Annotated in this window: 30 protein-coding genes; 18 read left to right on the top strand and 12 right to left on the bottom strand. The window is 32.5% G+C overall.

Going from position 1 to position 24,947, the window contains the following annotated elements; all coding sequences use genetic code 11:
* The first annotated feature begins 5 nt into the window (after positions 1-5).
* From NMK29_RS21855 to NMK29_RS21805, 11 genes are all read left to right on the top strand, one after another.
* Positions 6-545, top strand: coding sequence for a DUF177 domain-containing protein (locus NMK29_RS21855; protein ID WP_108804751.1), 540 nt, complete (start codon positions 6-8; stop codon positions 543-545).
* Between the two features lie 10 nt (positions 546-555).
* Positions 556-753, top strand: a complete 198-nt coding sequence (rpmF, locus tag NMK29_RS21850; RefSeq protein WP_027394691.1) for a 50S ribosomal protein L32 — start codon at positions 556-558, stop codon at positions 751-753.
* 269 nt (positions 754-1,022) lie between these two features.
* Entirely contained in the window at positions 1,023-2,018 is a 996-nt protein-coding gene (locus NMK29_RS21845; RefSeq protein WP_108804750.1) for a beta-ketoacyl-ACP synthase III, read from the top strand.
* Between the two features lie 28 nt (positions 2,019-2,046).
* Entirely contained in the window at positions 2,047-2,538 is a 492-nt protein-coding gene (gene accB / locus NMK29_RS21840; RefSeq protein ID WP_108804749.1) for an acetyl-CoA carboxylase biotin carboxyl carrier protein, read from the top strand.
* Between the two features lie 90 nt (positions 2,539-2,628).
* Positions 2,629-3,981, top strand: a complete 1,353-nt coding sequence (accC, locus tag NMK29_RS21835) for an acetyl-CoA carboxylase biotin carboxylase subunit (protein ID WP_027394688.1) — start codon at positions 2,629-2,631, stop codon at positions 3,979-3,981.
* 48 nt (positions 3,982-4,029) lie between these two features.
* Positions 4,030-5,142 carry an FAD-binding oxidoreductase gene (locus NMK29_RS21830; RefSeq protein WP_108804748.1) on the top strand — a complete coding sequence of 371 codons (1,113 nt, stop codon included), beginning with the start codon at positions 4,030-4,032 and terminating at the stop codon, positions 5,140-5,142.
* 18 nt (positions 5,143-5,160) lie between these two features.
* A complete protein-coding gene (gene mtgA, locus NMK29_RS21825; RefSeq protein ID WP_108804747.1) occupies positions 5,161-5,835 on the top strand; it encodes a monofunctional biosynthetic peptidoglycan transglycosylase in 675 nt (224 codons plus the stop codon).
* A 73-nt stretch (positions 5,836-5,908) separates the two neighbouring features.
* Entirely contained in the window at positions 5,909-6,451 is a 543-nt protein-coding gene (locus NMK29_RS21820; RefSeq protein WP_108804746.1) for a hypothetical protein, read from the top strand.
* Positions 6,452-6,574: 123 nt separating this feature from the next.
* Positions 6,575-7,027: a 3-oxoacyl-ACP synthase gene (locus NMK29_RS21815; RefSeq protein WP_108804745.1), complete on the top strand. Its 453-nt coding sequence runs from the start codon at positions 6,575-6,577 to the stop codon at positions 7,025-7,027.
* Between the two features lie 48 nt (positions 7,028-7,075).
* Positions 7,076-7,714, top strand: coding sequence for a hypothetical protein (locus NMK29_RS21810; protein WP_108804744.1), 639 nt, complete (start codon positions 7,076-7,078; stop codon positions 7,712-7,714).
* Between the two features lie 114 nt (positions 7,715-7,828).
* Positions 7,829-8,761: an alpha/beta fold hydrolase gene (locus tag NMK29_RS21805; RefSeq protein ID WP_199915062.1), complete on the top strand. Its 933-nt coding sequence runs from the start codon at positions 7,829-7,831 to the stop codon at positions 8,759-8,761.
* An 8-nt stretch (positions 8,762-8,769) separates the two neighbouring features.
* Here the strand turns inward: NMK29_RS21805 and NMK29_RS21800 are convergent, their stop codons facing one another.
* Complete coding sequence (locus tag NMK29_RS21800) at positions 8,770-9,117, bottom strand: hypothetical protein (RefSeq protein ID WP_108804743.1); 348 nt, start codon at positions 9,115-9,117, stop codon at positions 8,770-8,772.
* Between the two features lie 60 nt (positions 9,118-9,177).
* A complete protein-coding gene (recJ, locus tag NMK29_RS21795; RefSeq protein WP_108805459.1) occupies positions 9,178-10,863 on the bottom strand; it encodes a single-stranded-DNA-specific exonuclease RecJ in 1,686 nt (561 codons plus the stop codon).
* 129 nt (positions 10,864-10,992) lie between these two features.
* On the opposite strand from recJ, the gene NMK29_RS21790 reads away from it, so the two are divergent.
* Positions 10,993-11,583, top strand: coding sequence for a carboxymuconolactone decarboxylase family protein (locus tag NMK29_RS21790; protein WP_108804742.1), 591 nt, complete (start codon positions 10,993-10,995; stop codon positions 11,581-11,583).
* Between the two features lie 78 nt (positions 11,584-11,661).
* Here the strand turns inward: NMK29_RS21790 and NMK29_RS21785 are convergent, their stop codons facing one another.
* From NMK29_RS21785 to NMK29_RS21770, 4 genes are read right to left on the bottom strand one after another with little or no spacing between them, the layout of a single operon-like run.
* Positions 11,662-12,315 carry a response regulator transcription factor gene (locus NMK29_RS21785; protein WP_108804741.1) on the bottom strand — a complete coding sequence of 218 codons (654 nt, stop codon included), beginning with the start codon at positions 12,313-12,315 and terminating at the stop codon, positions 11,662-11,664.
* A gap of 33 nt (positions 12,316-12,348) precedes the next feature.
* Complete coding sequence (locus tag NMK29_RS21780; RefSeq protein ID WP_108804740.1) at positions 12,349-13,128, bottom strand: sensor histidine kinase; 780 nt, start codon at positions 13,126-13,128, stop codon at positions 12,349-12,351.
* Positions 13,104-13,754, bottom strand: coding sequence for a hypothetical protein (locus NMK29_RS21775; RefSeq protein WP_108804739.1), 651 nt, complete (start codon positions 13,752-13,754; stop codon positions 13,104-13,106). Before NMK29_RS21775 ends, NMK29_RS21780 begins: the two co-directional genes overlap by 25 nt.
* A gap of 28 nt (positions 13,755-13,782) precedes the next feature.
* A complete protein-coding gene (locus NMK29_RS21770) occupies positions 13,783-14,562 on the bottom strand; it encodes a hypothetical protein (RefSeq protein WP_108804738.1) in 780 nt (259 codons plus the stop codon).
* Positions 14,563-14,916: 354 nt separating this feature from the next.
* Between NMK29_RS21770 and NMK29_RS21765 the strand changes: the two genes are divergently transcribed.
* Complete coding sequence (locus NMK29_RS21765; RefSeq protein WP_108804737.1) at positions 14,917-15,249, top strand: hypothetical protein; 333 nt, start codon at positions 14,917-14,919, stop codon at positions 15,247-15,249.
* A 75-nt stretch (positions 15,250-15,324) separates the two neighbouring features.
* On the opposite strand, the gene NMK29_RS21760 is transcribed toward NMK29_RS21765, so the two are convergent.
* On the bottom strand, positions 15,325-15,990 hold the full coding sequence (locus tag NMK29_RS21760) for a M50 family metallopeptidase (protein ID WP_234424314.1): 666 nt from the start codon (positions 15,988-15,990) through the stop codon (positions 15,325-15,327).
* Positions 15,991-16,102: 112 nt separating this feature from the next.
* On the opposite strand from NMK29_RS21760, the gene NMK29_RS21755 reads away from it, so the two are divergent.
* On the top strand, positions 16,103-16,420 hold the full coding sequence (locus NMK29_RS21755; RefSeq protein WP_108804735.1) for a hypothetical protein: 318 nt from the start codon (positions 16,103-16,105) through the stop codon (positions 16,418-16,420).
* Between the two features lie 6 nt (positions 16,421-16,426).
* On the opposite strand, the gene NMK29_RS21750 is transcribed toward NMK29_RS21755, so the two are convergent.
* Genes NMK29_RS21750 through NMK29_RS21735 form a run of 4 tightly spaced genes read right to left on the bottom strand, consistent with a single transcriptional unit; the run spans position 16,427 to position 18,657 of the window.
* The gene (locus NMK29_RS21750; RefSeq protein WP_108804734.1) at positions 16,427-16,774 is read right to left on the bottom strand and encodes a HopJ type III effector protein; all 348 of its coding nucleotides are present in this window, start codon (positions 16,772-16,774) and stop codon (positions 16,427-16,429) included.
* Between the two features lie 3 nt (positions 16,775-16,777).
* On the bottom strand, positions 16,778-17,449 hold the full coding sequence (rsmI, locus tag NMK29_RS21745) for a 16S rRNA (cytidine(1402)-2'-O)-methyltransferase (protein WP_108804733.1): 672 nt from the start codon (positions 17,447-17,449) through the stop codon (positions 16,778-16,780).
* Positions 17,450-17,452: 3 nt separating this feature from the next.
* Positions 17,453-17,800: a DoxX family protein gene (locus tag NMK29_RS21740; RefSeq protein ID WP_108804732.1), complete on the bottom strand. Its 348-nt coding sequence runs from the start codon at positions 17,798-17,800 to the stop codon at positions 17,453-17,455.
* 56 nt (positions 17,801-17,856) lie between these two features.
* Positions 17,857-18,657, bottom strand: coding sequence for a hypothetical protein (locus NMK29_RS21735; protein ID WP_108804731.1), 801 nt, complete (start codon positions 18,655-18,657; stop codon positions 17,857-17,859).
* Between the two features lie 172 nt (positions 18,658-18,829).
* On the opposite strand from NMK29_RS21735, the gene NMK29_RS21730 reads away from it, so the two are divergent.
* The 4 genes from NMK29_RS21730 (at position 18,830) to NMK29_RS21715 (ending at position 22,320) form a co-directional block, all read left to right on the top strand.
* Positions 18,830-19,477, top strand: a complete 648-nt coding sequence (locus NMK29_RS21730) for a thymidine kinase (RefSeq protein ID WP_108804730.1) — start codon at positions 18,830-18,832, stop codon at positions 19,475-19,477.
* On the top strand, positions 19,470-20,582 hold the full coding sequence (alr, locus tag NMK29_RS21725) for an alanine racemase (RefSeq protein WP_108804729.1): 1,113 nt from the start codon (positions 19,470-19,472) through the stop codon (positions 20,580-20,582). Before NMK29_RS21730 ends, alr begins: the two co-directional genes overlap by 8 nt.
* Before the next feature lie 100 nt (positions 20,583-20,682).
* A complete protein-coding gene (gene mscL, locus NMK29_RS21720; RefSeq protein ID WP_108804728.1) occupies positions 20,683-21,090 on the top strand; it encodes a large conductance mechanosensitive channel protein MscL in 408 nt (135 codons plus the stop codon).
* A gap of 237 nt (positions 21,091-21,327) precedes the next feature.
* Positions 21,328-22,320 (top strand): aspartate-semialdehyde dehydrogenase, encoded by a 993-nt coding sequence (locus tag NMK29_RS21715; RefSeq protein WP_108804727.1) that lies wholly within the window; start codon positions 21,328-21,330, stop codon positions 22,318-22,320.
* Positions 22,321-22,398: 78 nt separating this feature from the next.
* Here NMK29_RS21715 and NMK29_RS21710 read toward each other — a convergent pair whose 3' ends face one another.
* Complete coding sequence (locus tag NMK29_RS21710; RefSeq protein WP_108804726.1) at positions 22,399-24,945, bottom strand: M14 family zinc carboxypeptidase; 2,547 nt, start codon at positions 24,943-24,945, stop codon at positions 22,399-22,401.
* Positions 24,946-24,947: the final 2 nt, after the last annotated feature.

Below are 24,947 nucleotides of genomic sequence, written 5' to 3'. Positions count from 1 at the left end.
ATGAAATGAAACCACTAAAAGAGTTTAATATCCCTTTTGTTGGACTGAAGCAAGGATTACACAAGTTTGAGTATCAGATTGGCAATACGTTCTTTGAACATTTTGAGTATGATGAATTTAATGCATCTGCAATTAAAGTTGATTTGGAGTTTAATAAAAAAACTACAATGTTAGAGCTTGGATTTGTGGCCAATGGTACCATAAATGTTAATTGTGATGTCACCAATGAACCTTTTGATTTACCTATTAAGAATGAATTCTTTTTAGTTGTTAAATTTGGAGAAGAGTACAACAATGAGAACGAAGAAATTCTTATTATTCCTTACGGAGAATATGAAATCAACGTTCAACAATATATTTATGAACTTATTGTATTAGGAGTCCCCTCTAAAAGAGTTCATCCTGGTGTCGAAGATGGAACATTAGAATCTGATATACTTGAAAAACTAGAAGAATTAAGCCCGAAAGAGAAAACATTAGAAAATGATAACGAGGAAATTGACCCTCGTTGGGATAAATTAAAAAACTTATTAAACGATAAATAATAGCTAAGCAATGGCACATCCTAAGAGAAAAATCTCCAAAACAAGAAGAGATAAGAGAAGAACACATTATAAAGCTACTGTACCACAAATAGCTACAGATCCTACAACAGGAGAAGCACATTTATACCACAGAGCACATTGGTTCGAAGGTAAATTATATTACCGTGGTCAAGTAATTATTGACAATACTGAAGAAGAAGTAGCTTAAGTATATTGTTAAAATTCTAACAAGAACTCTCACAAATGTGAGAGTTTTTTTGTTTTTAGTTGAATATGTGTCAAAATCCAATTATTTTGCGCCATATTTGCATGTAATTTAGTATTTTCAACCACTTTTTATGCGTTTTGTATAACAAGTAACGAAATGAGCTAAGCAATTTATTGATGCTAATTCCTGAAAAGCGAGCAAGCAACAGAGTTATTAGCGAATTCCATCTGAAACCAAATAAAAGATTCAGGTGAAACTAAAATCAAGATATGAGTAAAATCACAGCCGCTATCACAGCTGTAGGCGCTTATGTGCCGGACTATGTGTTATCTAATGATATTTTAGCAACCATGGTCGATACAAACGATGAATGGATCACCACTCGTACTGGTATTAAAGAACGAAGAATACTTAAAGAAGAAGGCAAAGGAAGCTCTTTCTTAGGTATAAAAGCAGCAGAAGATTTAATTGCTAAAAAAAATCTCGATCCCAAAGAGATAGATATGGTAATATTTGCAACTGCAACTCCGGATCTTCCAGTAGCAGCAACAGCAGCATATGCTGCATCAGAGATAGGAGCGGTAAACGCCTTTTCTTATGATTTACAAGCTGCTTGTTCTAGCTTTTTATACGGAATGTCTACCGCAGCCAGTTACATAGAAGCAGGAAGATATAAAAAAATACTACTAATCGGAGCTGATAAAATGTCTTCAATCATTGATTATACAGATCGAACGACTTGTATCATCTTTGGAGATGGAGGTGGTGCAGCCCTTTTCGAACCTAATGAAGAAGGATTAGGACTACAAGACGAATATTTACGAACGGATGGAATAGGTCGTCAATTTTTAAAAATTGAAGCAGGAGGATCTATTTTACCACCAACCGAAGAAACAATAGCAAACAGACAACATTTTGTACAACAAGATGGTAAATCCGTTTTTAAGTACGCTGTTTCTAATATGGCAGACGCAAGTACCAAAATCATGGAACGTAATAATATTACGGGAGATGATGTAGATTGGCTTGTTGCACATCAAGCTAATAAACGTATTATTGATGCTACTGCTAATAGAATGAACCTAGACGATAGTAAAGTTCTTATGAATATTCATAAATATGGTAATACTACCTCAGCAACTTTACCTTTATTATTAAGTGATTACGAAAAACAACTCAAAAAAGGAGATAATATAGTATTTGCCTCATTCGGTGGAGGCTTTACTTGGGGTTCCATTTTCTTAAAATGGGCCTATAATTCCTAAACAACTAAAACACACAATACCCAACATTATGGATTTAAAAGAAATTCAGAATTTAATCAAATTCGTGGCCAAATCTGGGGCTAGCGAAGTGAAGTTAGAGATGGAAGATGTAAAAATTACTATCAGAACAACTTCAGAAGACAACAAAGAAACAACAATTGTACAACAAATACCTGTAGGTAGTGCAGTCCCAGCGGCACAACCTGTAACACAAGTACAAACTAATGCACCAGTTGCAGTTGCAGAAACACCAGCAGCAAAGGAAGAAGACGATTCTAAATACATTACTATAAAATCTCCTATCATAGGAACACTTTATAGAAAACCATCTCCGGATAAGTCAACTTTTGTAGAAGTTGGAGACACAATTAAAGAAGGAGACGTGCTTTGTATCATCGAAGCAATGAAACTTTTCAATGAAATTGAAAGTGAAGTGTCAGGTAAAATTGTTAAAATTTTAGCTGATGATAATTCTCCTGTAGAATTTGATCAACCATTATTTTTAATAGACCCATCATAACCCAATTTTAAAATTCCAATTGACAAATCCCAAAATCCAATACTATGGAATTTGGAACATGGAATTTGAGATTTTTAAATTTAGAACGTTATGTTTAAAAAAATTCTAATAGCCAATAGAGGTGAGATTGCAATGCGTGTAATCAGAACCTGTAAAGAAATGGGTATAAAATCCGTAGCAGTATACTCCACTGCTGACGCTGAAAGTTTACACGTTCGTTTTGCTGATGAAGCTGTATGTATAGGACCAGCACCAAGTAGCGAATCATACTTAAAAATGTCCAATATAATAGCAGCTGCAGAAATCACAAATGCGGATGCTATTCATCCAGGATATGGATTCTTATCTGAGAATGCTAAATTCTCTAAAATTTGTGAAGAGCACGAGATAAAGTTTATTGGTGCTAGTGCAGAAATGATCGATAGAATGGGAGATAAAGCATCTGCCAAATCTACTATGATTGAAGCGGGAGTCCCTTGTGTTCCTGGAAGCGAAGGTGTAATTCCTGATTTCGAGACCTGTATAAAAGTTGCTAAAGAAACAGGCTACCCGGTAATGCTTAAAGCAAGTGCTGGTGGCGGTGGTAAAGGTATGCGTGCAGTTTGGAAAGAAGAAGATTTACAAAATGCTTGGGAATCTGCAAGACAAGAAAGTAAAGCAGCCTTTGGTAACGATGATATGTACATGGAAAAACTTATCGAAGAACCAAGACATATCGAAATCCAAGTTGTAGGTGATAGTAATGGTAGAGCTTGTCACTTATCTGAAAGAGACTGTTCTGTACAACGAAGACATCAAAAGTTAACTGAAGAGACTCCTTCTCCATTCATGACAGATGAATTAAGAGATGAAATGGGAGCAGCAGCAGTTAAAGCCGCAGAATATATTAAATACGAGGGAGCTGGAACTGTAGAATTCCTAGTTGATAAACATCGTAACTTCTACTTTATGGAGATGAATACTCGAATCCAAGTAGAGCATCCAATCACAGAGCAAGTAGTAGATTATGATTTAATTAGAGAACAAATACTAGTTGCCGCTGGAGTACCAATTTCTGGTAAGAATTATTACCCTCAATTACACTCAATTGAATGTAGAATCAACGCAGAAGATCCATACAAAGATTTTCGCCCTTCACCAGGGAAGATAACGAATTTACATCTTCCAGGTGGTCACGGAGTACGTATAGATACCCATGTATACAGTGGATATATTATTCCACCTAATTACGATTCTATGATCGCTAAATTAATCACCACTGCTCAGACTCGTGAAGAAGCAATCAATAAAATGAAAAGAGCTCTTGACGAATTTGTAGTAGAAGGAATAAAAACTACTGTCCCATTTCATAGACAACTTATGGATCATCCAGATTATGTTTCTGGAAATTACACCACGAAGTTTATGGAGGATTTTGAGATGGAAGAACCAAAAGATAACTAACTAACAATTAAGCCTCAGTAATGAGGCTTTTTTTATGAACTTATTATAATGGATTTTAGCTATTGGGAATATAAAACATGGTTATCTAATGTCGATTTTACGATCATAGGAAGTGGAATTGTTGGATTAAACAGTGCTATAAGAATACACGAAAAATTTCCAAAGGCTAAAATACTTATATTAGAACGAGGTATTTTTCCTAATGGAGCAAGTACTAAAAATGCAGGTTTCGCTTGTTTTGGAAGTATCTCCGAAATTCTGGATGATCTAAAGACTCATTCTGAAGAAGAAGTAATAGAGTTAGTCGAAAAAAGAAGAAATGGACTTCAATTATTGCGTGACAATCTCGGTGATTCCACTATTAGTTATCGACATAACGGAGGATATGAGCTTTTTACAGAAGCCGATTCTAATTTATATGAGACTTGTATTTCTAAAATATCAGATATAAACTCCCTGTTAACACCAGTTTTTAAAGATGACGTATTTTTAGAAACAAAGAATACTTTCAGCTTCAAAAATATTCAACCGCATTATATCAAAAATCAATTTGAAGGACAAATTGATACCGGTAAAATGATGAGCGCATTACTTCACAAAGTTCAAACCTCTGGTGTTAAGATATTAAATAACTGTATTGTTGAAGGTCTAAGTGAAAATCAAAACACTGTTGAAATAAAAACAAATCATTTTACGTTTTCCTCTAATAAAGTACTAATCGCCACCAATGGTTTCGCCTCGCAATTGGGAATTGAAAACGTAAAGCCTGCAAGAGCACAAGTAATAATAACCAAACCAATTGAAGGCTTAAATATTAAAGGAACATTTCACTTAGACAAAGGGTATTATTACTTCAGAAACATTAATGATCGAATACTTTTTGGTGGAGGAAGAAATCTTGATTTTAAAGCCGAAGAAACTACTAAACAAGGCCAAACAAAATTAGTACAACAAAAACTAGAAAAGATTTTAAAAGATACTATCTTACCAGATACAACTTTCGAAATTGAATATCGCTGGAGTGGTATTATGGGGGTTGGTTCCCAAAAAAAATCTATTATCAAACAAGTATCCAATAATATCTTCTGCGGAGTTCGGCTAGGTGGTATGGGCGTAGCAATTGGAAGTCAGGTTGGTATGGAACTGGCAGATTTGTTATAGATCAATTTCTGATTAACTATGAAAAAAATCTTTCGTTTGATTTTCAAAGGTTTTTTAGCCTTCTTCATCCTTAGTGTAGTCTGGGTATTTATATACAAATGGGTCAATGTTCCCGTAACGCCATTAATGATTATCAGAAACGCTCAATCCGTAGAAAAAACTCCGATAGAACATCAATGGATTGACCTAAACGATATTTCTAAAAACTTACAACTTGCTGTTATCTGTAGTGAGGATCAACATTTTCTAGAACATAGAGGCTTTGACACCAAAGCAATTGAAAAAGCAATTAGGGAACACAAAACAGGGAAACGATTAAGAGGTGCTAGCACTATATCCCAACAAACAGCTAAAAATGTTTTTTTATGGCCTCAACGAAGTTGGGTACGTAAAGGATTAGAAAGTTACTTTACTTTTTTGATAGAAACTTTCTGGAGTAAAGAACGTATTTTGGAGATATATCTGAATAGCATAGAAATGGGAAATCAAATTTATGGTGCAGAAGCTGCTGCTATATTTTGGTTTAATAAACCTGCAAAAGATCTTACTAAAAATGAAGCTGCGGCAATAGCAGCAATACTTCCTAATCCCCGAAAATATCTAGCAGAACCAGTATCTAATTATATACAAAAAAGAAAAAAATGGATTCTCCTACAGATGCGTAATTATGGAGCTTTTTCTATTTCTAAGTAGAAAAAATATCTCCAGATGGTAGGGTAAAATCCGAGTGGTTTGTTTTAAAGTAAATCCCTTAAAATTCTTTATTATGAAAACCAATTCAGGAAATAATACCTTTTTACAACATACGAATGGGATAAAAAATAGCTTTGCTACCCAATATTCTGACTTCTCTACATCACCTCAATTTGTAAATCTAAATACCAAAAATCTACCTGGAATTCCCATAATAATATCGGGAAAAATCTTTACCAAAAACAAACAGATAGTACCAAATGCAAAAATAGAAATCTGGCATGCAGACGATGCAGGTGCGTATCATAATGATGGTAATTTTTATTTTCCATCCCAAACAACGTTAACAGGATGTATTATTACCGACGCATCTGGAGCTTATAAAATAAAAACTATACGACCAGGTGTATATGGATATAGAGCTAGGCATTTTCATTATAAAATTTCTGCTAAAGGGCATCATTCACTGGAAACTCAAATTTATTTTAAAGATGATCCAAGAATATTAATTGATGAAATTGCTATAGTGGCAGAAAATTGTAGAGTTATCGATTTTAAATATAATCATATGAGATATCTAGAAGGTATTGTAGATGTTTTTCTTCCCAAAACTTAATTTTAGTGAATCCACTAAAGAAGAAAATTATTAATTTAAAATTAGTCTTCTTTTTGAGTAAACGAAATTCATATTTGTGCAATAATTACAGTTGTTCTATATTAGAATTCTAAATCTATTTTTTTGGGAAACATTAAAGAAACGCTATATGATCATTGTCAACAGTTTGTACAGGATCGCTTAAATCGTATTGAACATAGAATTGCTAATATTCAGGAATCTCTTAACTCTGAGACAAAAAGTACTGCGGGTGACAAACATGAAACTGGAAGAGCAATGTTGCAATTAGAAAGAGAAAAAGCAGGAGTACAATTAGCAGAGGTTCAAAAACTTCAAGAAACCTTAGCTAAAATTGATATATACTCGTCTTCTAAAGTAATACGATTAGGAAATATCATAGAAACATCACTAGGGAATTATTTCTTAAGCATTTCGTCCGGGAAAATTATTATAGACAATAAAACGTATTTCGCAATAGCTACCAATACTCCAATTGGAAAATTACTATTAGGAAAAAAGATAGGTGATTATTTTAACTTTAATGGGAATGAAATACAAATAAAAAATTTGGTGTAATTATAAAATAAAATCTAATAGATTTGTACAATATAAACATCTACAATAATGAAAAACAACTACTCATTACTTTCTATAATTATTCTTTTGATCACTAGTTCATTACAAGCTCAAACAAAAGCTGTAACAGAAACTGGTGAAGAAGTAATTTTATATACCGATGGTACATGGAAATACCTAAATCAAGAAGAGGAAATTGAAAAAGAAATTACTACGAATCCTGCTACATTCGAAAAAAGTGAGAAATCAACTTTCTTATTAAAAAGCAACAGTACTAAATTAGGATTTTGGTTAAACCCCAAAAAATGGTCTTTTAAAAAAGGGGTTAATAATGATGATGCTGAGTACGAACTTCAATTACGTGGAGAAGATTTATATGCTATAATTATTACTGAAAAAGTAGAAATTCCTCTGGAATCATTTAAAGAATTAGCGCTTGAAAATGGGAGAGAAATTGCTCCCGACATACAAGTTGTAAAAGAAGAATACAGAATGGTCAATGGATTGAAAATGTTATTGATGCAGATGGACGGTACCATGCAAGGAATAAAGATTTCTTATTACGGGTACTATTTTTCGAATGAAGAAGGATCAGTTCAATTTTTAGCATATACATCTCAAAACCTTTTAGAAGAATATAAGCCTGTTGCCGAAGAATTATTAAATGGTATTGTTATTACCGAGTAGATCAAACGCCCCCGATAATATACTATATAAATAGAGGTGCTAGAAATTTGTTAAATCTAATAGTATAAAAAAATGATTTTAAGTAAATTGCTACCTCACAAATTGTCAATCTAAATGAAGAAGCTTTCTTTATTACTTCTAATCGTAGTAATTGTTTTTGGGTGTAAACCATATCAGAATACTAAAGTCAGAAAAGGTCAAATGACCTATGAAGAGTTTAGAGCTCAACAACGATCATTTCCAAGTAAAGATGGCATTATTAAATATATAGATAAAGGCAGTGGACCTGCAATTGTGCTCCTACACGGAGTTCCCACTTCTGGATGGCTATATCGTAAAATGATAGACCCTCTGGTTGCTGGAGGCTATCGAGTTATTGTTCCAGATATGTTAGGATATGGTTCTAGCGATTCTCCAGAAGGATATAAAATTTATAGTGAAAAAGAACATGCAAAAAGGCTTCTTGCTTTAATGGATGGTTTAGGTATTGAATATTGGTCTCACGTAATGCACGATGTAGGAGGTGTATGGACTTGGGAGCTCTTTAATCAAGCTCCTAAACGAATTGAAGAACTTATTATACTAAATACATTATTGTATGAGGAAGGTTTTTATCCGCCAATACGATTTAGTCCTGGTCCAGCTGCTAAAGCTGCAATGTGGTCCTATCGGAATGGAGTTACAACCAATACACTTCTGAAATCATTATTCAAAGAAGGGCTTAAAGAAAATACGTTAAACGAAATAGATGTAGAGGGTTATAAAACTCCTTTATTAGAAGGTAAAACTGATGGGATGTATTATTTCTTTACAAGAACTTGTAATTATTTTCCTGATTATTTTTTAGTTTTTGAAAATATTGAAATTCCTGTTGCAGTTATTTGGGGGATTCATGACACCATGTTACAATGGACTCCTCAACAAACTAAAGTGACAAATGCCCTGAAAATTGATGAGGCAGATATTCATTTTATAGATGAAAAACATTTTATACAAGAAACTAAAGCGGAAGAGATATCTTATAAAATTTTAGATTTTCTTAGATAGAAGAGTTACTAATTACGTCCAATATTAGTTACCCATTTTTGTAATTCTACTCTAAAAACAGTACCATTAATTAACTCTTGTATTTGTTCTAGTTCATCCTTGCTTATTGCTAAATCAATCTTATCAGATGGCGTTCTAAGTAATAAAGACCTACAATGGTGATTACATTGATTGCAACATTGGGATTGTTCTGTTAACCTGCAAGATTCGGAAAAATCCTTTAACTCGTTTAAAGTAAGTAAAAATCCAATATCCCTAAAAACCAATTGAATTTTGGGCGAATCACCTGATTTTTGTTTTCTCCAAAAGAAAGATATTCCAATTTTATTACTGTAAATTCTATCTATAGCACTCATTCTGAATCATATTTGATTCAAAAATATTAATTATTTATAATTAATCTAAATAAAAATAGATTAAATTATATCTTTTAGCTTTAATTGTAGCGAAACTGATCCGTTCCACTCATTTTCATCAATATTATATGCTACCTTCACATTCTTATTTTTTGATATTAAATCAAATTTAGACCCCAGATTAAAACCAATTGCTCCAATTACCAATCCATTCTTTTGCATCTTGCACTTTAAATGCTTCTCGTCGGCTCCTACACATTTTGCATAACCAGTATCTTTTACATTTTCGGTCATAAATACGGGTGCCATATTCCCTGGACCAAAGGGTGCAAATTGCTTCAGAATTCTAAAAAACTTAGGCGTAATTTGATCCAATTCCATTTTTGCATCTATCATTATTTCTGGTGTCAATAATCTTTTGTCGATAGTGGTAGCTACTACTTCCTCAAATTTTCTTTTAAACAATTCATATTGTTCCTCTTTCAATGTTAATCCAGCCGCATACTTATGCCCACCAAATTGCTCTATATATTCTGAGCATTCATTCAACGCATTGTACACATCAAATCCTTTAACTGATCTGGCAGAAGCGGCTAACTTAGAACCACTCTTTGTGAAAACTAAAGTTGGGCGATAATGTGTTTCTGTAAGTCTGGATGCTACAATTCCGATTACTCCTTTATGCCAATTCTCATCATACACTACCGTCGTTAACCTATCCTCTTCAGAATTTTGCTTTATCTGTATAAGAGCTTCTTCTGTAATGCTTTTGTCAGCATCTTTTCGATCACTATTATACGTTTCTATCTCTGAAGCATATTGTAATGCAAGCTCTAAATCATTCTCCTTAAGCAAGTTTACCGCATGCAATCCATGTTTCATTCTTCCTGCTGCATTAATTCTTGGAGCCAACATAAATACTACATCAGTAATTGTTAGCGTTTTCTTTTTTACTTGTGATAGCATTGCCTTAAAACCTGTCCTTGGGTTTTGATTTATCACTTTTAATCCAAAATAAGCAAGTACTCTATTCTCCCCTGTTATCGGAACAATATCCGCTCCTATTGCAGTAGCAACGAGGTCTAGATATATTAATAAATCCTCTATAGATTCACCTCTTTTAGAAGCAATTGCTTGTATTAATTTGAAACCTACTCCACAACCACATAATTCCTTATAGGGATATTCACAATCTTCTCTCTTGGGGTCCAATACTGCAATTGCTTTTGGAATTACATCCCCTGGTCTATGATGATCACAAATGATAAAATCAATTCCCTTAGATTTTGCATACGCCACCTTTTCTATTGCTTTTATACCACAATCTAACGCTACAATAAGTGAAATATCATTATCAGAGGCATAATCAATTCCTTGATAAGAAACCCCATATCCTTCTGCATATCGATCCGGAATATATGTTGCTACTTGTGATGTAATGGTTTCTAAATACGAAGACATCAGAGCTACAGAAGTAGTTCCATCTACATCATAATCTCCATAAACCATAATATTCTCCTGATTTATAATAGCATCTTCGATTCTAGAAACAGCCAAATCCATATCTTTCATCAAAAACGGATTGTGCAAATCTTCTAAAGAAGGTCTAAAAAACTTCTTTGCCTGATCAAAGGTTTCAATACCTCTTTGAACTAATAAAGACGCTATGATTTCATCTACGTTAAGAGCTTCTGCTAAATTAGCTATTGTAGTATTGTTTGGTTTTGGTCTAAGCGTCCATCTCATTGGCATAATCCTCCTAAAATTATTTAAAAATCCAAAGTACAAAAAACATAGCTACTCGTTAAGGTTTGATATTAGTTTTGTATTTTGGTTTGCTAAAATTAAATTAACTCAAAAAAAATATACATACACATGCCATTAGTAACACCTCTATCCGCAGATCATGATTTAGAAACTAAAGAATTAGCGGAATTCTTTAATGAGACTTTAGGATTCTGCCCTAATTCTGTATTAACAATGCAAAGAAGGCCGGCCATTTCTAAAGCTTTTATAAACCTTAACAAAGCCGTTATGGCTAATGAAGGTCGTGTAACCTCAGCCTTAAAACGTATGATTGCATGGGTAAGTAGTAACGCTACTGGTTGTAGATATTGCCAAGCGCATGCTATACGTGCCGCAGAACGTTATGGTGCAGAACAAGAACAATTAGATAATATCTGGGAATACAAGACGCACCCTGCTTTTAGTGATGCTGAACGCGCAGCACTTGATTTCTCGCTAGCTGCATCATTGGTGCCAAATAATGTAGATGAAACTATCAAGAAAGAGCTTTATAAGTACTGGGATGAAGGTGAAATTGTAGAAATGCTTGGCGTGATTTCTTTATTTGGATACTTAAATCGTTGGAATGATTCTATGGGTACTACCGTAGAAGAAGGAGCTATCGAATCTGGTGAGCAATATCTCGGTAAACACGGATGGGAAAAAGGAAAGCATCTTTAGTGTTTATTAGATTATAAATATATTAGATTAGGCCTCACTGTTGTTTAAGACTTGTGAGGTCTTTTTTTGCATTTATTTCTATACTGAAATTATCTTTTCCCTAACAGCTTTGATAATTAAGCCTGCTGTATTTTTTACTTCTAATTTCATCATTAGATTTTTTCGATGGCCTTCTATGGTTCGTACACTCAAGAATAATTCTTCAGCAATTTCTGCGGTAGTAAATTCTTTGGTTACTAACTCTAGTACTTCTAATTCCCTAGTGGTAAGATGATAATCTTTTCCAATTACTGGAGGTTTGCTAGATTTATTCTTTAATCCTTTTAGCAATGCCTGAGAAACAAAAGGATTAAAATAAAAACCTTTATCACATACAGATCGTATTGCATCTTCTAGTTCTTGTGGATTTGTGTCTTTAAGTAAATACCCATTAGCGCCAACTTCCATCAAATAAGATATCATTCGTTCTTCTTTATGCATAGTAAGAATGATTACTTTCATATTTGGATACGACTCCTTTATTTTTAGGGTAGCATCTACTCCATTCATTTCTTCCATTTCTAAATCCAATAGAATCACATCCGGAACAACTTTATTTAATTTAGCTAATAGATCTTTACCGCTTACAGCTTCTAAAATCAGTTCTATATTATTCATTTTATCTAATAGAGATTTAATCCCTTCTCGAAATAAATTATGATCATCTACTAATCCTAGTTTTATAATTTCCATTGGTATTTATTTAGGTTGTTAAGAGTGCACTTATTATGGTATTTTGAGTAATACTTTCATTCCAGATTTTTCTTCTAAAAAGCTAATGGTTCCTGATAAAATGGACAACCTGCTTTCTATATTTTTTAGTCCTAATCCTTTTCTATATTGAAGTTGTTTTTGATTTAAACCTTTTCCATCATCCTCATAAACGATAATTAATATTTCCCTCTCATTTTTCATTTCGATTTTTATTTCTGTAGCTTCTGCGTGTTTAAGTGTATTGGTAATCAACTCCTGAATAATTCTATAAAGATTTAGCTCTTTTGTCTTGGATACAGAATATGTGGTGTTATTTATAAAAGAAATATTGATTTTACCAGTATCTCGTATGGTCTGCACTAAACTATCAATAGCCTCTAGAAACCCTAATTTCTCTAATACTACAGGTCTTAAATCTTTAGAAATACTGCGTACACTCTGTATCATATCATCAAAAAAACCACTTATTTTGTCTGCAATAGTTGTCAATTCTTCTGGGTTTAATTCTGGAGTTATCTGACCTATATATAATTTAGTGGTTGTTAACATAGCTCCAACATCATCGTGTAGCTCTTTTGCAATTCTAGTGCGCTCAGATTCCTGGCTTTGGATAGCTGTTTTTAGCAACTCTTTCTGATAATCTGACTCCGCTTTTTGATGTCTTTTTTGCTGTGCTAATAGTCTTCGCTGATAAATAATAAAAAAAACAATCACTGATAGTGATAATAAAAAAATCACTACCATTCCTATAATAATAATCTTTAATGTTATGGCTTCTTCGGACTCACCCATAAAGCAATGGTATAAAAAATTGTCAAGACAATGTTTACAATAGCGTGTAATCCCCAAACAAGATAACTAGCTTCTGTAGACCCTTGAAACATATTATTATTAATAAAAAACAGGATTAAGTTACTCGAAAAATAAATCAAAAAACCAGCATTGATCCAAAACATGGGATTGGTTTCCAAAGCACTATATTTTACTTCTTTTAACAACGCATAAAAATAACTAAGTGAAAGAAATATTACGATGATACCTAACAATGTAGTTGCATTAGAATTAAACGTATTTATATCTTGCAAAAACAGGGTGTTCCCAATAGAAAAGATAGTGAATCCTATACTTAAAATAGCAAAAAACAGCTTAGGAAATAATCTAGACAATTCATCTCTATATATGTAAATAATGAGTATAAACTCAATAATAATATAAAAATGATATACAGGTAAATTATTTATTTTTTTATACCATAGCAACCTAGAAGTTATTTCTACTATTACTATACACAACACCAAAATAGATAACTTTCTTTGAGAAGAGTTCAAAAATTTATATCTGACAATTGCTACCACTAAAGGAAGAAATAGTAGTATAAAAGCCACTAATGTTATATTCTCAAATACCTCTTTAGTCATTAATGTTTCTTGCAATTACAGCTAATTATTATTTAGGACAAGTTGGCGGGCAAGGAGTAAGGTATTCTATAAAAATCTCTTCATCTGTAAACTCCATAATTCCATGTCTTAATATGGCTTCCGTTTTTACTTCCTCTTCAGGAACAACTCCAATTACAGGAGTAAAGGATATCATGTTACGATTTTGAAACTTGTTCATATCAACACCAGGATATACAATAAATCTCTCAATATTATTTTTTAAAGTATTGTTAAAAAGATTGAGTACAAATTCACTACTTGCATCATAGAAAATAACACGAGTCAACATTTTTGTAGTTTCATCTTTTGCTACAAAAAGATCATCGATTAAATTATCTTCGATATTATTCCAGTTTGTCCATATCATTTCTGCAAATATCTTTGGTACTTGAGTCCCTCCATCATCAACATCTGTGTTCGATATATTAGAAATTTTGGGACTCTGATACTTGGCTTCGAGTGTAAACTTTACTTCTTTCTCTACGCTCATATCACAATATATGATCTTTATGATTGGATGAAATGTGAATCTATTTTTATCATCTCCACTTATACTCATATAAACTCTAATACTTTGGATATCAGTAATCGTATTTAATGTTTCTATATCTGATTCATTCATCTCAAAAATATTCGCTCGAGTATAGTACCAAGTTTCTGAGTTTTCGACCTTGTTTAATTTTTGAAAATGTCTTGCTAATAGTAATACTTCTTCTTGTTCCCAACGAATTATATCATCTGATTGTTTTCTGATCTTTACCTGATTTTGTTCTATTGCCTGTTCCATTTGTGTGAAAATTTATACGTTAAATTGGTTTATTACTTTAAAGCTACACAAAAAACATCTTTGGAGCTAATAATGAATGTATTAACAAGTAATAACCATGAAAAAACAGGTGTTTTCCACGTGTGTATCTAGTCAATCTCACTGTTAATATTATAAAAACAAGTAATTCTACTGCATGAATGCGGCAAATACTTAATTATAAAAACAGATATTTATACCCTTCTGAAAAACAAATAGTTACAATACTTTTGAAAGTAATTAAAACACACATTAAAGGGTAGCTACTTTTTTGATTACATCGGCGGATTCGAAAAGCCTAATTTTAAACAGAGTAGAAGATTAACAACATAAATTATGGAATTAAAAGAAGCAGTATTAACTCATTTAGACGCAAAACAAACGGGTTCTATTTTAATAAGATGCGAAGGTGGATATGTAGCGCGCTTTACATTATCTTATAAATTAAATGGAAAGGAGTTTAGTAAACACTCCGGAAACATATCATTAGGAGTGAATAAATCAGAAACTATCCCAGAAGGCGCAACTTCAATTTACTTAAAAGTTGAGGAAAATTGGGCATTTGGATGGTCAACGATTTTTACCAAGAGCTATGACAAACCTGTAACAGAATGTTATAAGGTTTATGGTACTACTTTGGATCCTAAATATTCAAAAATATCTTGCTAGTTTTATTAACGATTTTTAATAATCATCTTACATTTCTATAACCATATAACAACCTCAATCTGTGGATTTAGGTTGTTATTTTTTAAAGTAATATCGAAAACTTTTCCAAAGTAAATAGGCGCTTATAATAACAATAAGCACAGCCCACATCCAATACGTTCCAAAAGTATTTTCTGCAATAGCTTGTGTGTCTGATATCTGAATTGTTCCATCTCTTTCAAACTGTTTGGTAAATAAGTAATCAAGCTGAAGATATGTGCTTAGTACAGATTGTAAACCTAAAAAAAGAATAACAATCACTTCAAGTTTCCTGCTTTTAAATAGGGTAATAACAAATAAAAAGATTGTAAAACCGCTCATCACTGATACTCCCCAAAAAGATCGAATCCATAGTAACAACGAAAGTATCATAACGCCTATCAAAACCCTAAGTGCTATCATAGAATTTCTGTGTGATTTTGCAGACATGATTAATAATGCTCCAATTACCGCTGGCCCTAATAATCCTCCTGCAGCTACTAATGCATTACCGATGAATGGAGATACATAACTTCCTCCCAAATGATAGTAAGCAACACCTCCACCATTCTCATAAATTTCTAAATGTTCGAAACTACCTCCTAGTATTACTGCCATAAGACCATGACCCATTTCGTGGAACCAAGTTCCTAATAATCTAAAAGGATATTGAAACCATCCAAAATATGGTAATTGCCATAATACTACTACAACAATAGCCACGATAATTATAGTATAATCAAAACGTTTAGAGATACTTGTAATTTTTAAATTAATTTATAGTTTATAGTATAGAGACAAAATTTGTAATTTTAAATTCACAAAAATTATTCTTATGAACTCGCCAAAAAATAAATATCTACTTTCTATTCTAGTTTGCTCCCTAACTATTGGTATATATGCTCAGGAAAAAGTTACAGAAGAAGCATTTTTTTCAAACAAGAAATCTTCGTCAGAAAAATCCAAGATGCCCATCTATAAACCCAACTATAAGTTGGATGAACAAATAAAAAACACGCTCATTAATGATACTGACCCTATAATGCCTATTTATAAACCTTATCTTTCTTTAGAATTTAAATCTAAGAATCCATTAGCCAAAGTTAGTTTGAAAACCTTGGAAGAAATCAAAAAAAGCTTGAGAAACAATTAAGTTCAATTACAGAAGTCTTTTAGTAAGTGCTTGACCATTAAAGGTTATCCCATCCCATCCCGTTTTCATAAAATTACGAATATTTTGGTGATCAGTTCCTTCAGGGTTTTGCAAAACATTTCTATAATGTTCTCCAAAACAATTTAATGTTTCCTCTACTCCTAAATCGTGATTTTTTGCAAAAGAAAACAACTTACAAGAACCAGAATTTTGTCCAGATTCATTAGTCACATTTCCATTGATGAAAGATATAGGTTCAAAACTATAGTGAGCTTCAATAATATCCATAGTATTCTGAAATGTAATTTCTGCAGGATATTTTCTAAGTCTCTTAATAAAATCGGATATATTCATATATTATTTTTTTCCTCCAACGACAATAACTATTTCACCTTTAGGAGGTTTATTTTCATAATGTGATAATACTTCTTGCGCAGTTCCACGAATGGTTTCCTCGTGGAGTTTGCTTAATTCTCTTGATACAGAAAGCATTCTATCATCTCCAAAATATTCTACAAAATTACCTAAAGTCTTAATGAGTTTATGTGGAGATTCATAAAATATCATGGTTCTTGTTTCTTCTGTCAATATTTTCAATCGTGTTTGTCTACCCTTTTTTACTGGAAGAAATCCTTCAAAAACAAATTTATCATTTGGCAAACCACTATTAACTAAAGCAGGAACAAATGCCGTAGCTCCAGGTAAACATTCTACATCAATACTATTTTCTACACACGCCCTTGTCAATAAAAATCCAGGGTCGCTAATCGCAGGTGTTCCAGCATCACTAATTAACGCTACATTTTCTCCGCTTTGCAACCTTCTAATAACACTATCTATAGTTTTATGTTCATTATGCATATGATGGCTTTGCATATGTGTAGTAATTTCATAATGTTTAAGTAATTTACCACTAGTGCGAGTATCTTCGGCCAGAATCAAATCCACTTCTTTTAGCACTTTAATAGCTCTAAAAGTCATGTCTTCTAAATTACCAATTGGAGTAGGGACGATAAATAATTTGGACATATTTTAGGGTCTTACTTTTTTTCCTATTGTATATGATATAATAAGGAATATCAATCCTAAAGTAGCAAATAATCCTTGTCCATCATCTTTCATGTAATGTGCAGTAAAGGCAAGCACCATATCAAAAAAGAATCCAGCATATGCCCATTCCTTTAACCATTTTACCTTATTAGTAAGAATTACAATAATCCCACCTATTTTTGCTATTGCCAGAGGAATAACCAAATATGTTGGATAGTCTAGGCTTTCAAAAAAACCTCTTACCATTTCTGTATTTCTAAAGTACATCTGTGCAGAAAACAACATAATTCCGCACATCGCTATAGTGGCAATCCAGTAGATAATTTTCATATAAATAGTTTTACTTTTAGTAAGATTGTTAGTAACAAAAAAGTGTAAATCCTTACCTAAAATTCATACTTATTGGTTACGATCTCCATAAAACGCTCTTCATATTCTTCTTTTCCTTGCCAATTATTATAATCAGGCTTTACCATGTTTTTAATAAATTGTCTCGCTCCACTTTTACTATTAAGTGTATTTAACTGCGAAAGTACACGATTATAATCTGTAGAACTTCCATCAAATAAATGTTTTATAAAAGCCAATCTATCATTTAATCCAATATTAATTCCTTTTTTTAATTGATCATTTAATGACTTTGGTTTTTCTTCTAAATCATTCATTTTTTCTAAAATAGGCATACTTTGAGGTACGGATCCTATTTCTTCCATATCATTTTTTTCATAAACAGGCTCGGATAAAGAAACATTCTCTTCTGTAAACTTAGGAGCAGGTACAAAAAGATCTTCTGTAACTTTCTCGTTAATCTTTTCGATTACGATTTCTGGCTTTTGTTCTTCAACTACTTCCGGTATTGATTCAGTAACTTTATTTTCTAGACTAAACATAGTCTCAGGAACTTCCTTTGTTTCTATTTCTTGATCTAAACTAACAATTGGTTTAGATTTAATCTCATCTAAAATATCTGTTTGAGTATCTGATATGTCCGTTGCTTCTAAAGCCTCCTTAATACTCCCTATTGTTGGTTGAATACCTGCAAAATGAGACTCTGCAAAATTTAAAACACTTAATTTTTCATATAATTGTCTTGCCTCTTCCTGCAATTGCGGTAAGGTCGACCTATCTTTAAGTTGCAGTATCCTATGTGCAATACTTATCAATTCTGCTTCCAATTTCTTCTTCATAACTTTCTTATTCGTTTGGGCTATGCTTTTTGTTTTTTAATAAATTTACCTCATCTTTAAAGCAATACCAAAAGTAAAAATGAAATGAAGGATTGTTTCCATTATCATCTCAAAATTCAATTGGTATTATTAAAGAGTAGGGTTTCTTTTAATTGATGCTGAAAAATACAAAATGTTTCTCGAAAATACAGTAAATCATAAAGAGCAATTTGGCTGGATAGAAGTTATCTGTGGTTCGATGTTTTCGGGAAAGACCGAAGAATTGATTCGTAGATTAAAACGTGCGCAATTTGCTAAACAAAAAGTTGAAATTTTTAAACCAGCTATCGATGTCCGATATGATGATGAGATGGTGGTTTCTCATGATGCAAACGAAATTCGTTCTACTCCTGTTCCTGCAGCAGCAAATATTAGAATTTTGGCTGATACTTGTGATGTAGTAGGTATTGATGAAGCACAATTTTTTGATGATGAAATCGTAAGTGTTTGTAATGACTTAGCCAATAAAGGTATTCGAGTTATTGTGGCAGGCTTAGATATGGATTTTAAAGGAAATCCTTTTGGACCTATGCCAGCTCTTATGGCTACTGCAGAATATGTAACCAAAGTTCATGCAGTATGCACCAGAACTGGTAATCTTGCCCAATTTAGTTATAGAAAATCTAAAAAAGATGACTTGGTATTACTGGGTGAAACAGATGAGTACGAACCTTTAAGTCGCGCTGCTTACTATAAAGCTTCTCTAAAAGAAAAAGTAAAACAAATAGAGGTTACCGATCCTAAAGAATTATCCAAAAATTCTAAAAAATCTGATGAGTAAACTAAAAGAAACCATTCTTGAAATTAATTTGACTCATCTTACTCATAATTATACATACTTAAAAAGTAAGCTTGATTCAAAAGTTAAGTTGTTAGCTGTAGTAAAAGCTGCAGGATATGGAAGTGATTCTGTAACGATAGCAAAACATCTAGAAAAAATAGGTGCTGATTATTTTGCTGTTGCTTATGTATCAGAAGGAATTACATTGCGAAAAGCTGGTATAAAAACACCAATATTAGTATTGCATCCGCAACCGATAAATTTTTCTTCGCTAATTAAATACAATTTAGAACCCAGTCTCTACAGTCCTAGAATTTTAAGAGAATTTATTTCAATCGCAGAAGCAAAAAATCAAAACGATTATCCTGTACATATTAAGTTTAATACAGGTTTAAATCGATTAGGTCTTTGGGAAAACGATGTGGATTATATAATTAATCACTTAAAAAAAACAAAATCAATTAAAGTAAAATCGCTATTCTCTCACCTTGCAGCCAGTGAAGATCATAATGAAAAGGAGTTTACAATACGTCAAATTAACTTATTTAAGAAAATAACTTCTCAAATGATTGATCAATTAGGATACAAATCTATACTTCATCAATGCAATACATCAGGAGTTCTAAACTATCCAGAAGCACATTTTGATATGGTCCGCACCGGAATAGGATTATTTGGCTATGGAAATGACGCTAACTATGACACCCATTTAAAACCCATAGCATCGCTTAAATCAGTTATTTCTCAAATTCATACACTAGAACCTGGAGAAACCTTAGGTTATAATAGAGCTTTTGTTTCTGATGGATATACCAAAACAGCAACCATCCCTATTGGTCACGCCGATGGTATCGGAAGACAATATGGAAATAAAAATGGTTTCTTTATTGTAAACGGAAAAAAAGCTTTTATCCTTGGAAATGTCTGTATGGATATGATAATGATTGATATCACAGATATTGATTGTAAAGAAGGAGACGAAGTGATTATATTCGATAACACCTCTTCTGCTGCAATAATAGCTGAAAGCGCAGGAACAATTTCTTATGAACTCCTTACAGCTATTTCTCCAAGAGTAAAACGTGTTATTATCGGTAATAATTGAATTTGATCGAATTTCCAGTGTGTTTTTTTAACATTTTTTTAAACAAAGATTTAATTTTTACGTATTTTGTATCCATAATACTAACTAAAATAAAATAATCATGCTTAAAGAATTTAAGGAATTTATAATGACTGGTAATGTCGTTGAATTTGCTGTTGCTGTAATTATGGCAACTGCTATTGGAGGCGTTGTCAAAGGTTTTGTATCCAATATTGTAATGCCTGTCGTAGGTTATTTCTCTGGTGGAATGGATTTTAGCAGTAAAAAAATTATTCTTCAAGAAGCAGTTGTAGATGCTACAGGAGCAATAACAACCGCTGAAAATGCAATTACGTATGGAGCTTGGATTAACACCATTATTAATTTAATTATCGTTGGATTCGTAATGTTTATGATTGTAAAAGCATATAACAAAACTAAAAAGCCTGTCGAGGAAGCTCCTGCTGAACCAGCTGGACCAACTCAAGAAGAATTATTAGCTGAAATAAGAGATCTACTTAAAAAATAAGATCAAATTATTACTTATTGAATTATCTATAGCTACCGCTATACTACATATTCTAACTAAACCACTCAAGAAATTGGGTGGTTCTTTTTTACATTTTGTTTAATATGTAACAAAATGTTTAAATTAATATTATTTCACGAAAAAAGAATATTCTCTTATAAATAATTAGCACATTTGCTGGAATTTAAAAAAAAGACCGATTTTTGTATCGGTAAAAGTCATTAATAAATTAAGCAGATGAAAGTAGCTGTTGTTGGTGCCACTGGATTGGTAGGTACCGTAATGTTAAAAGTATTAGAAGAACGTAATTTTCCAGTAACAGAATTAATTCCTGTTGCTTCAGAAAGATCTATTGGAAAGAAAATATCATATAAGAATCAAGAGTTTTCTGTTGTTGGTTTAGCTACGGCTATAGAAATGAAACCTGATGTAGCTTTATTTTCTGCAGGTGGAAGTACTTCTCTAGAATGGGCTCCTAAATTTGCAGATGCTGGGATTACAGTAATCGATAATTCTTCTGCATGGAGAATGGATCCAACCAAAAAGTTAGTTGTACCAGAAATTAATGCTAAAGATTTAACTAAAGAAGATAAGATTATAGCAAACCCTAATTGTTCTACTATACAACTAGTAATGGCATTAGGGCCACTACACTCATCTTACAAGATCAAACGTGCTATTATCTCTACCTATCAATCTATTACTGGAACAGGAGTAAAAGCTGTTCAACAATTAGAAAATGAATACGCTGGAGAAAAAGGTGAAATGGCTTATCCATATCCAATCCATCGCAATGCAATTCCGCACTGTGATGTGTTCCAAGAAAATGGGTATACTAAAGAAGAGATGAAATTAGTGAACGAAACTCAGAAAATTCTTGATGATCGTACTATTGCAGTTACTGCAACAGCTATTCGTATTCCAGTTGTTGGTGGACATAGTGAAAGTGTAAATCTTGAGTTTGAAAATGAGTTTCAGGAAAATGAAGTTCGTCAAATTTTAAATAATACTTCTGGAGTTACAGTACAGGATAACCCAGATACTAATACATATCCAATGCCTATTTATGCCGAAGGGAAAAATGATGTTTTTGTAGGTAGAATTAGAAGAGATCATTCTAGAGAAAATGCATTAAACATGTGGATTGTAGCAGATAACCTTAGAAAAGGAGCCGCTACAAATGCAGTACAAATTGGAGAATATTTAGTAGAAAATAATTTAATCGGCTAATAACCAACCACTATTATAAAAAGCCCTTGTTATATTAAAGAAATAACAAGGGCTTTCTCATTTCTATTAGAAATACATCTATTCTCTTACTCTTGGTACATACATATGTTTTCCTAAAAACAAAGCGTTCATAAATAAACGATTAGTACCATACCAAGAACCTCTAAAATTAGGGTTATCTGCAAATAAAACAACTCGACCACTTCCTATTGCACTAACAACAAGTGAAGCAGAGGGTTTTAGATAATGCTCATAATTATCAATCGATATATACCCATCAATATGGGCATTTTTGGTGTATTTTGCCACTGTAGCATACGGATTCTTACTTGGCGAAATAAATACTTCATTATTTTTATATACAGGTAATGAATTGTCTCTATATCCAAAACCTAATGGATGAGTAGTATCAAGATCCACCTCAAAAATAGCGCCTCCTACTTGTTCTCGTCCAATATTTTCTCCAGCATCTACATATGGTAATCGTTTTACAATTTTATTCCCAGAAGTATCTTTTTCTTTTTTGGTTAATTGTTCTTTAACGATTTTTTTATCAATAGCCCATTTAGAAGCATTTGCAATAGTTATCAGTGTATTTCCGTGAGAAACCCATTCTTTTATTCTTTTTTGTTGTAGAGAATCCAATTGATAATATCTTCCGGATACCATAACTAACGTATTATATTCTTTTAATGGAATACTATTAAACCTATTCATCCTTAATTTAGTTATTGGCATATGAACTCTGGTGTCTAACAAATGCCATACTTCTCCTGCCTCATAAGAATTTACACCTTCTCCAATTAACAACAATGCTTTAGGTGTTTCTAATTTTCTAAAATTACCACTCCCCAAGTCAATTCCCGATGAACTAAATCCTGTATTGGTACTAAAAATGGGTACGCTAAATTTTTCTTGGGCTGTTTTTACAATAGCAAATACCTCATCGATATCTTTTTTCTGCTTACTTACCGGAACTAAAATACTTCCATAATTAAAGCTTTTATTTCCTTCTGAAGTAACAATACTAAACGGTTTAAATGCGGAAGCAACTAACAATCCTTTTGATTGCATGTAATACAATGCAGCAGGTGCATTATAATCATCCCAATCCATAATATATGCATAATCCGATTTAGACACTTTAGAAACAGCCCCTATCTCTTTTGTGGATCTTATTTCTTGCCCTAAATCAATAGATTTTAATCCTTTATATTTCATATTATAAAAATTGGCTACACTCCAAGCAGAAGCATCATAAAAAACACTATCTCGATATTTGTTGTATGTTTCAAATACTGTCTGAACCATTCTTTTTTGTGCTTGTTTTACAGGAACTACATATTTATTCCCCTTTTTATAAACCTTTATTTTATGTAGTAATAATTTATCTATAAATGCTTTATTTCTATTAGTATCATATGCATCTCCAAATTCATAACCAGCAAAATTATTTTTAGCAACCCCAGATTCCGATGATTTAAAAAAGTCCTGCTGATATTTTCGTAACGTAGCTTTGTTTTCTACTGCAGCTTTAATTGTAGCAATACTAGAAACATATTGATTACGAATTGTAAAGGGAAAGGAGATTGTTCCGTAATCAGTATCTTGTAAATGCCCTCGAGAACTAGCTTGCTCAAACAATAATGCAAGTGCTCCTTGAAGATCCGGATATGACGACCCGTAACCTGGATATGTCCCGTCAAATGCTTCTTTTGTAAAATAAAAAGATCCTATATTATCCAATGCTTTCGAAAAATAAGGAGCAAACAAATTGTTTAAATCTTCATAATTCTCTTTTGGCATTATAGGATCTAAAGAACCAATAGGTTTCATTGGCTCAAAAAAGTATGTGCTATTTGTTCCCATTTCATGAAAATCAGTAACCACATTAGGATACCATTCGTGATACCATTTTAATTTTCCTCTACTCTCAGGATTAATAGCTAATAACCAGTCTCTATTAAGATCAAACCAATAATGATTAGTTCTCCCACGAGGCCATCCTTCATTATGTTCTGCATCATATTTGTCACTAACCAACGGACTTCCTTTAAATTGATTTGCCCATTGCGTATGTCTATCTCTACCATCTGGATTAATCGTAGGATCAATAAATACAATTGCATTATCTAAATATTTTTTTACTTCGGAACTATTAGATGCAACTAACGTATAAGCAGTTAGCATAGCTGCTTCAGCACCAGAAGGCTCATTTCCATGAACATTATAACCTAGTTGAATAAAAATAGGTATGTCGTTATAATTCGTTGGGTTAGCCAAAGCATCAGTAAATGCAAGATGTTGTTTTTTTATACTTGGTAAACTACCAATGTTTTCTGGCTTAGAAATAGTAAGTATTACTAATTTTCTATTTTCATGAGATTTTCCATAGCTCTCTATAGTAGCTCTATCGGATATTTCAGCCAACGTAGTTAAGTATGCTACAATTTGATCATGACGTGTGTGTTGTTCTCCAATAGGATATCCAAGAAATTCTTCTGGTGTCGGTATTTCAGAATTAAAAGGAGCCTTATCCTTAAAAAAATAATCTTGTCCTGCAATAGGCGAAATAGAGAACAAATAGATTAGGAAAGAGAGTGTGAGAAGTTGTGTGATCTTCATTA

Origin of the sequence: Aquimarina sp. Aq107 (assembly GCF_943733665.1) — a bacterium.
Taxonomy (GTDB): domain Bacteria; phylum Bacteroidota; class Bacteroidia; order Flavobacteriales; family Flavobacteriaceae; genus Aquimarina.
This window is presented reverse-complemented; position numbering and strand designations above follow the sequence as displayed.

Coding starts and splice junctions, on each gene's coding strand:
- NMK29_RS21780 (WP_108804740.1), bottom strand. CDS start 13,128: ATGGGTGAGTCCGAAGAAGCCATAACATTAAAGATTATTATTATAGGA.
- NMK29_RS21845 (WP_108804750.1), top strand. CDS start 1,023: ATGAGTAAAATCACAGCCGCTATCACAGCTGTAGGCGCTTATGTGCCG.
- NMK29_RS21805 (WP_199915062.1), top strand. CDS start 7,829: ATGAAGAAGCTTTCTTTATTACTTCTAATCGTAGTAATTGTTTTTGGG.
- NMK29_RS21750 (WP_108804734.1), bottom strand. CDS start 16,774: ATGAATATATCCGATTTTATTAAGAGACTTAGAAAATATCCTGCAGAA.
- NMK29_RS21710 (WP_108804726.1), bottom strand. CDS start 24,945: ATGAAGATCACACAACTTCTCACACTCTCTTTCCTAATCTATTTGTTC.
- NMK29_RS21855 (WP_108804751.1), top strand. CDS start 6: ATGAAACCACTAAAAGAGTTTAATATCCCTTTTGTTGGACTGAAGCAA.
- accC (WP_027394688.1), top strand. CDS start 2,629: ATGTTTAAAAAAATTCTAATAGCCAATAGAGGTGAGATTGCAATGCGT.
- NMK29_RS21735 (WP_108804731.1), bottom strand. CDS start 18,657: ATGAAGAAGAAATTGGAAGCAGAATTGATAAGTATTGCACATAGGATA.
- alr (WP_108804729.1), top strand. CDS start 19,470: ATGAGTAAACTAAAAGAAACCATTCTTGAAATTAATTTGACTCATCTT.
- NMK29_RS21830 (WP_108804748.1), top strand. CDS start 4,030: ATGGATTTTAGCTATTGGGAATATAAAACATGGTTATCTAATGTCGAT.
- mscL (WP_108804728.1), top strand. CDS start 20,683: ATGCTTAAAGAATTTAAGGAATTTATAATGACTGGTAATGTCGTTGAA.
- NMK29_RS21715 (WP_108804727.1), top strand. CDS start 21,328: ATGAAAGTAGCTGTTGTTGGTGCCACTGGATTGGTAGGTACCGTAATG.
- NMK29_RS21740 (WP_108804732.1), bottom strand. CDS start 17,800: ATGAAAATTATCTACTGGATTGCCACTATAGCGATGTGCGGAATTATG.
- recJ (WP_108805459.1), bottom strand. CDS start 10,863: ATGAGATGGACGCTTAGACCAAAACCAAACAATACTACAATAGCTAAT.
- rpmF (WP_027394691.1), top strand. CDS start 556: ATGGCACATCCTAAGAGAAAAATCTCCAAAACAAGAAGAGATAAGAGA.
- NMK29_RS21755 (WP_108804735.1), top strand. CDS start 16,103: ATGAACTCGCCAAAAAATAAATATCTACTTTCTATTCTAGTTTGCTCC.
- NMK29_RS21810 (WP_108804744.1), top strand. CDS start 7,076: ATGAAAAACAACTACTCATTACTTTCTATAATTATTCTTTTGATCACT.
- NMK29_RS21790 (WP_108804742.1), top strand. CDS start 10,993: ATGCCATTAGTAACACCTCTATCCGCAGATCATGATTTAGAAACTAAA.
- NMK29_RS21765 (WP_108804737.1), top strand. CDS start 14,917: ATGGAATTAAAAGAAGCAGTATTAACTCATTTAGACGCAAAACAAACG.
- NMK29_RS21775 (WP_108804739.1), bottom strand. CDS start 13,754: ATGACTAAAGAGGTATTTGAGAATATAACATTAGTGGCTTTTATACTA.
- mtgA (WP_108804747.1), top strand. CDS start 5,161: ATGAAAAAAATCTTTCGTTTGATTTTCAAAGGTTTTTTAGCCTTCTTC.
- accB (WP_108804749.1), top strand. CDS start 2,047: ATGGATTTAAAAGAAATTCAGAATTTAATCAAATTCGTGGCCAAATCT.
- NMK29_RS21770 (WP_108804738.1), bottom strand. CDS start 14,562: ATGGAACAGGCAATAGAACAAAATCAGGTAAAGATCAGAAAACAATCA.
- NMK29_RS21800 (WP_108804743.1), bottom strand. CDS start 9,117: ATGAGTGCTATAGATAGAATTTACAGTAATAAAATTGGAATATCTTTC.
- rsmI (WP_108804733.1), bottom strand. CDS start 17,449: ATGTCCAAATTATTTATCGTCCCTACTCCAATTGGTAATTTAGAAGAC.
- NMK29_RS21730 (WP_108804730.1), top strand. CDS start 18,830: ATGTTTCTCGAAAATACAGTAAATCATAAAGAGCAATTTGGCTGGATA.
- NMK29_RS21785 (WP_108804741.1), bottom strand. CDS start 12,315: ATGGAAATTATAAAACTAGGATTAGTAGATGATCATAATTTATTTCGA.
- NMK29_RS21820 (WP_108804746.1), top strand. CDS start 5,909: ATGAAAACCAATTCAGGAAATAATACCTTTTTACAACATACGAATGGG.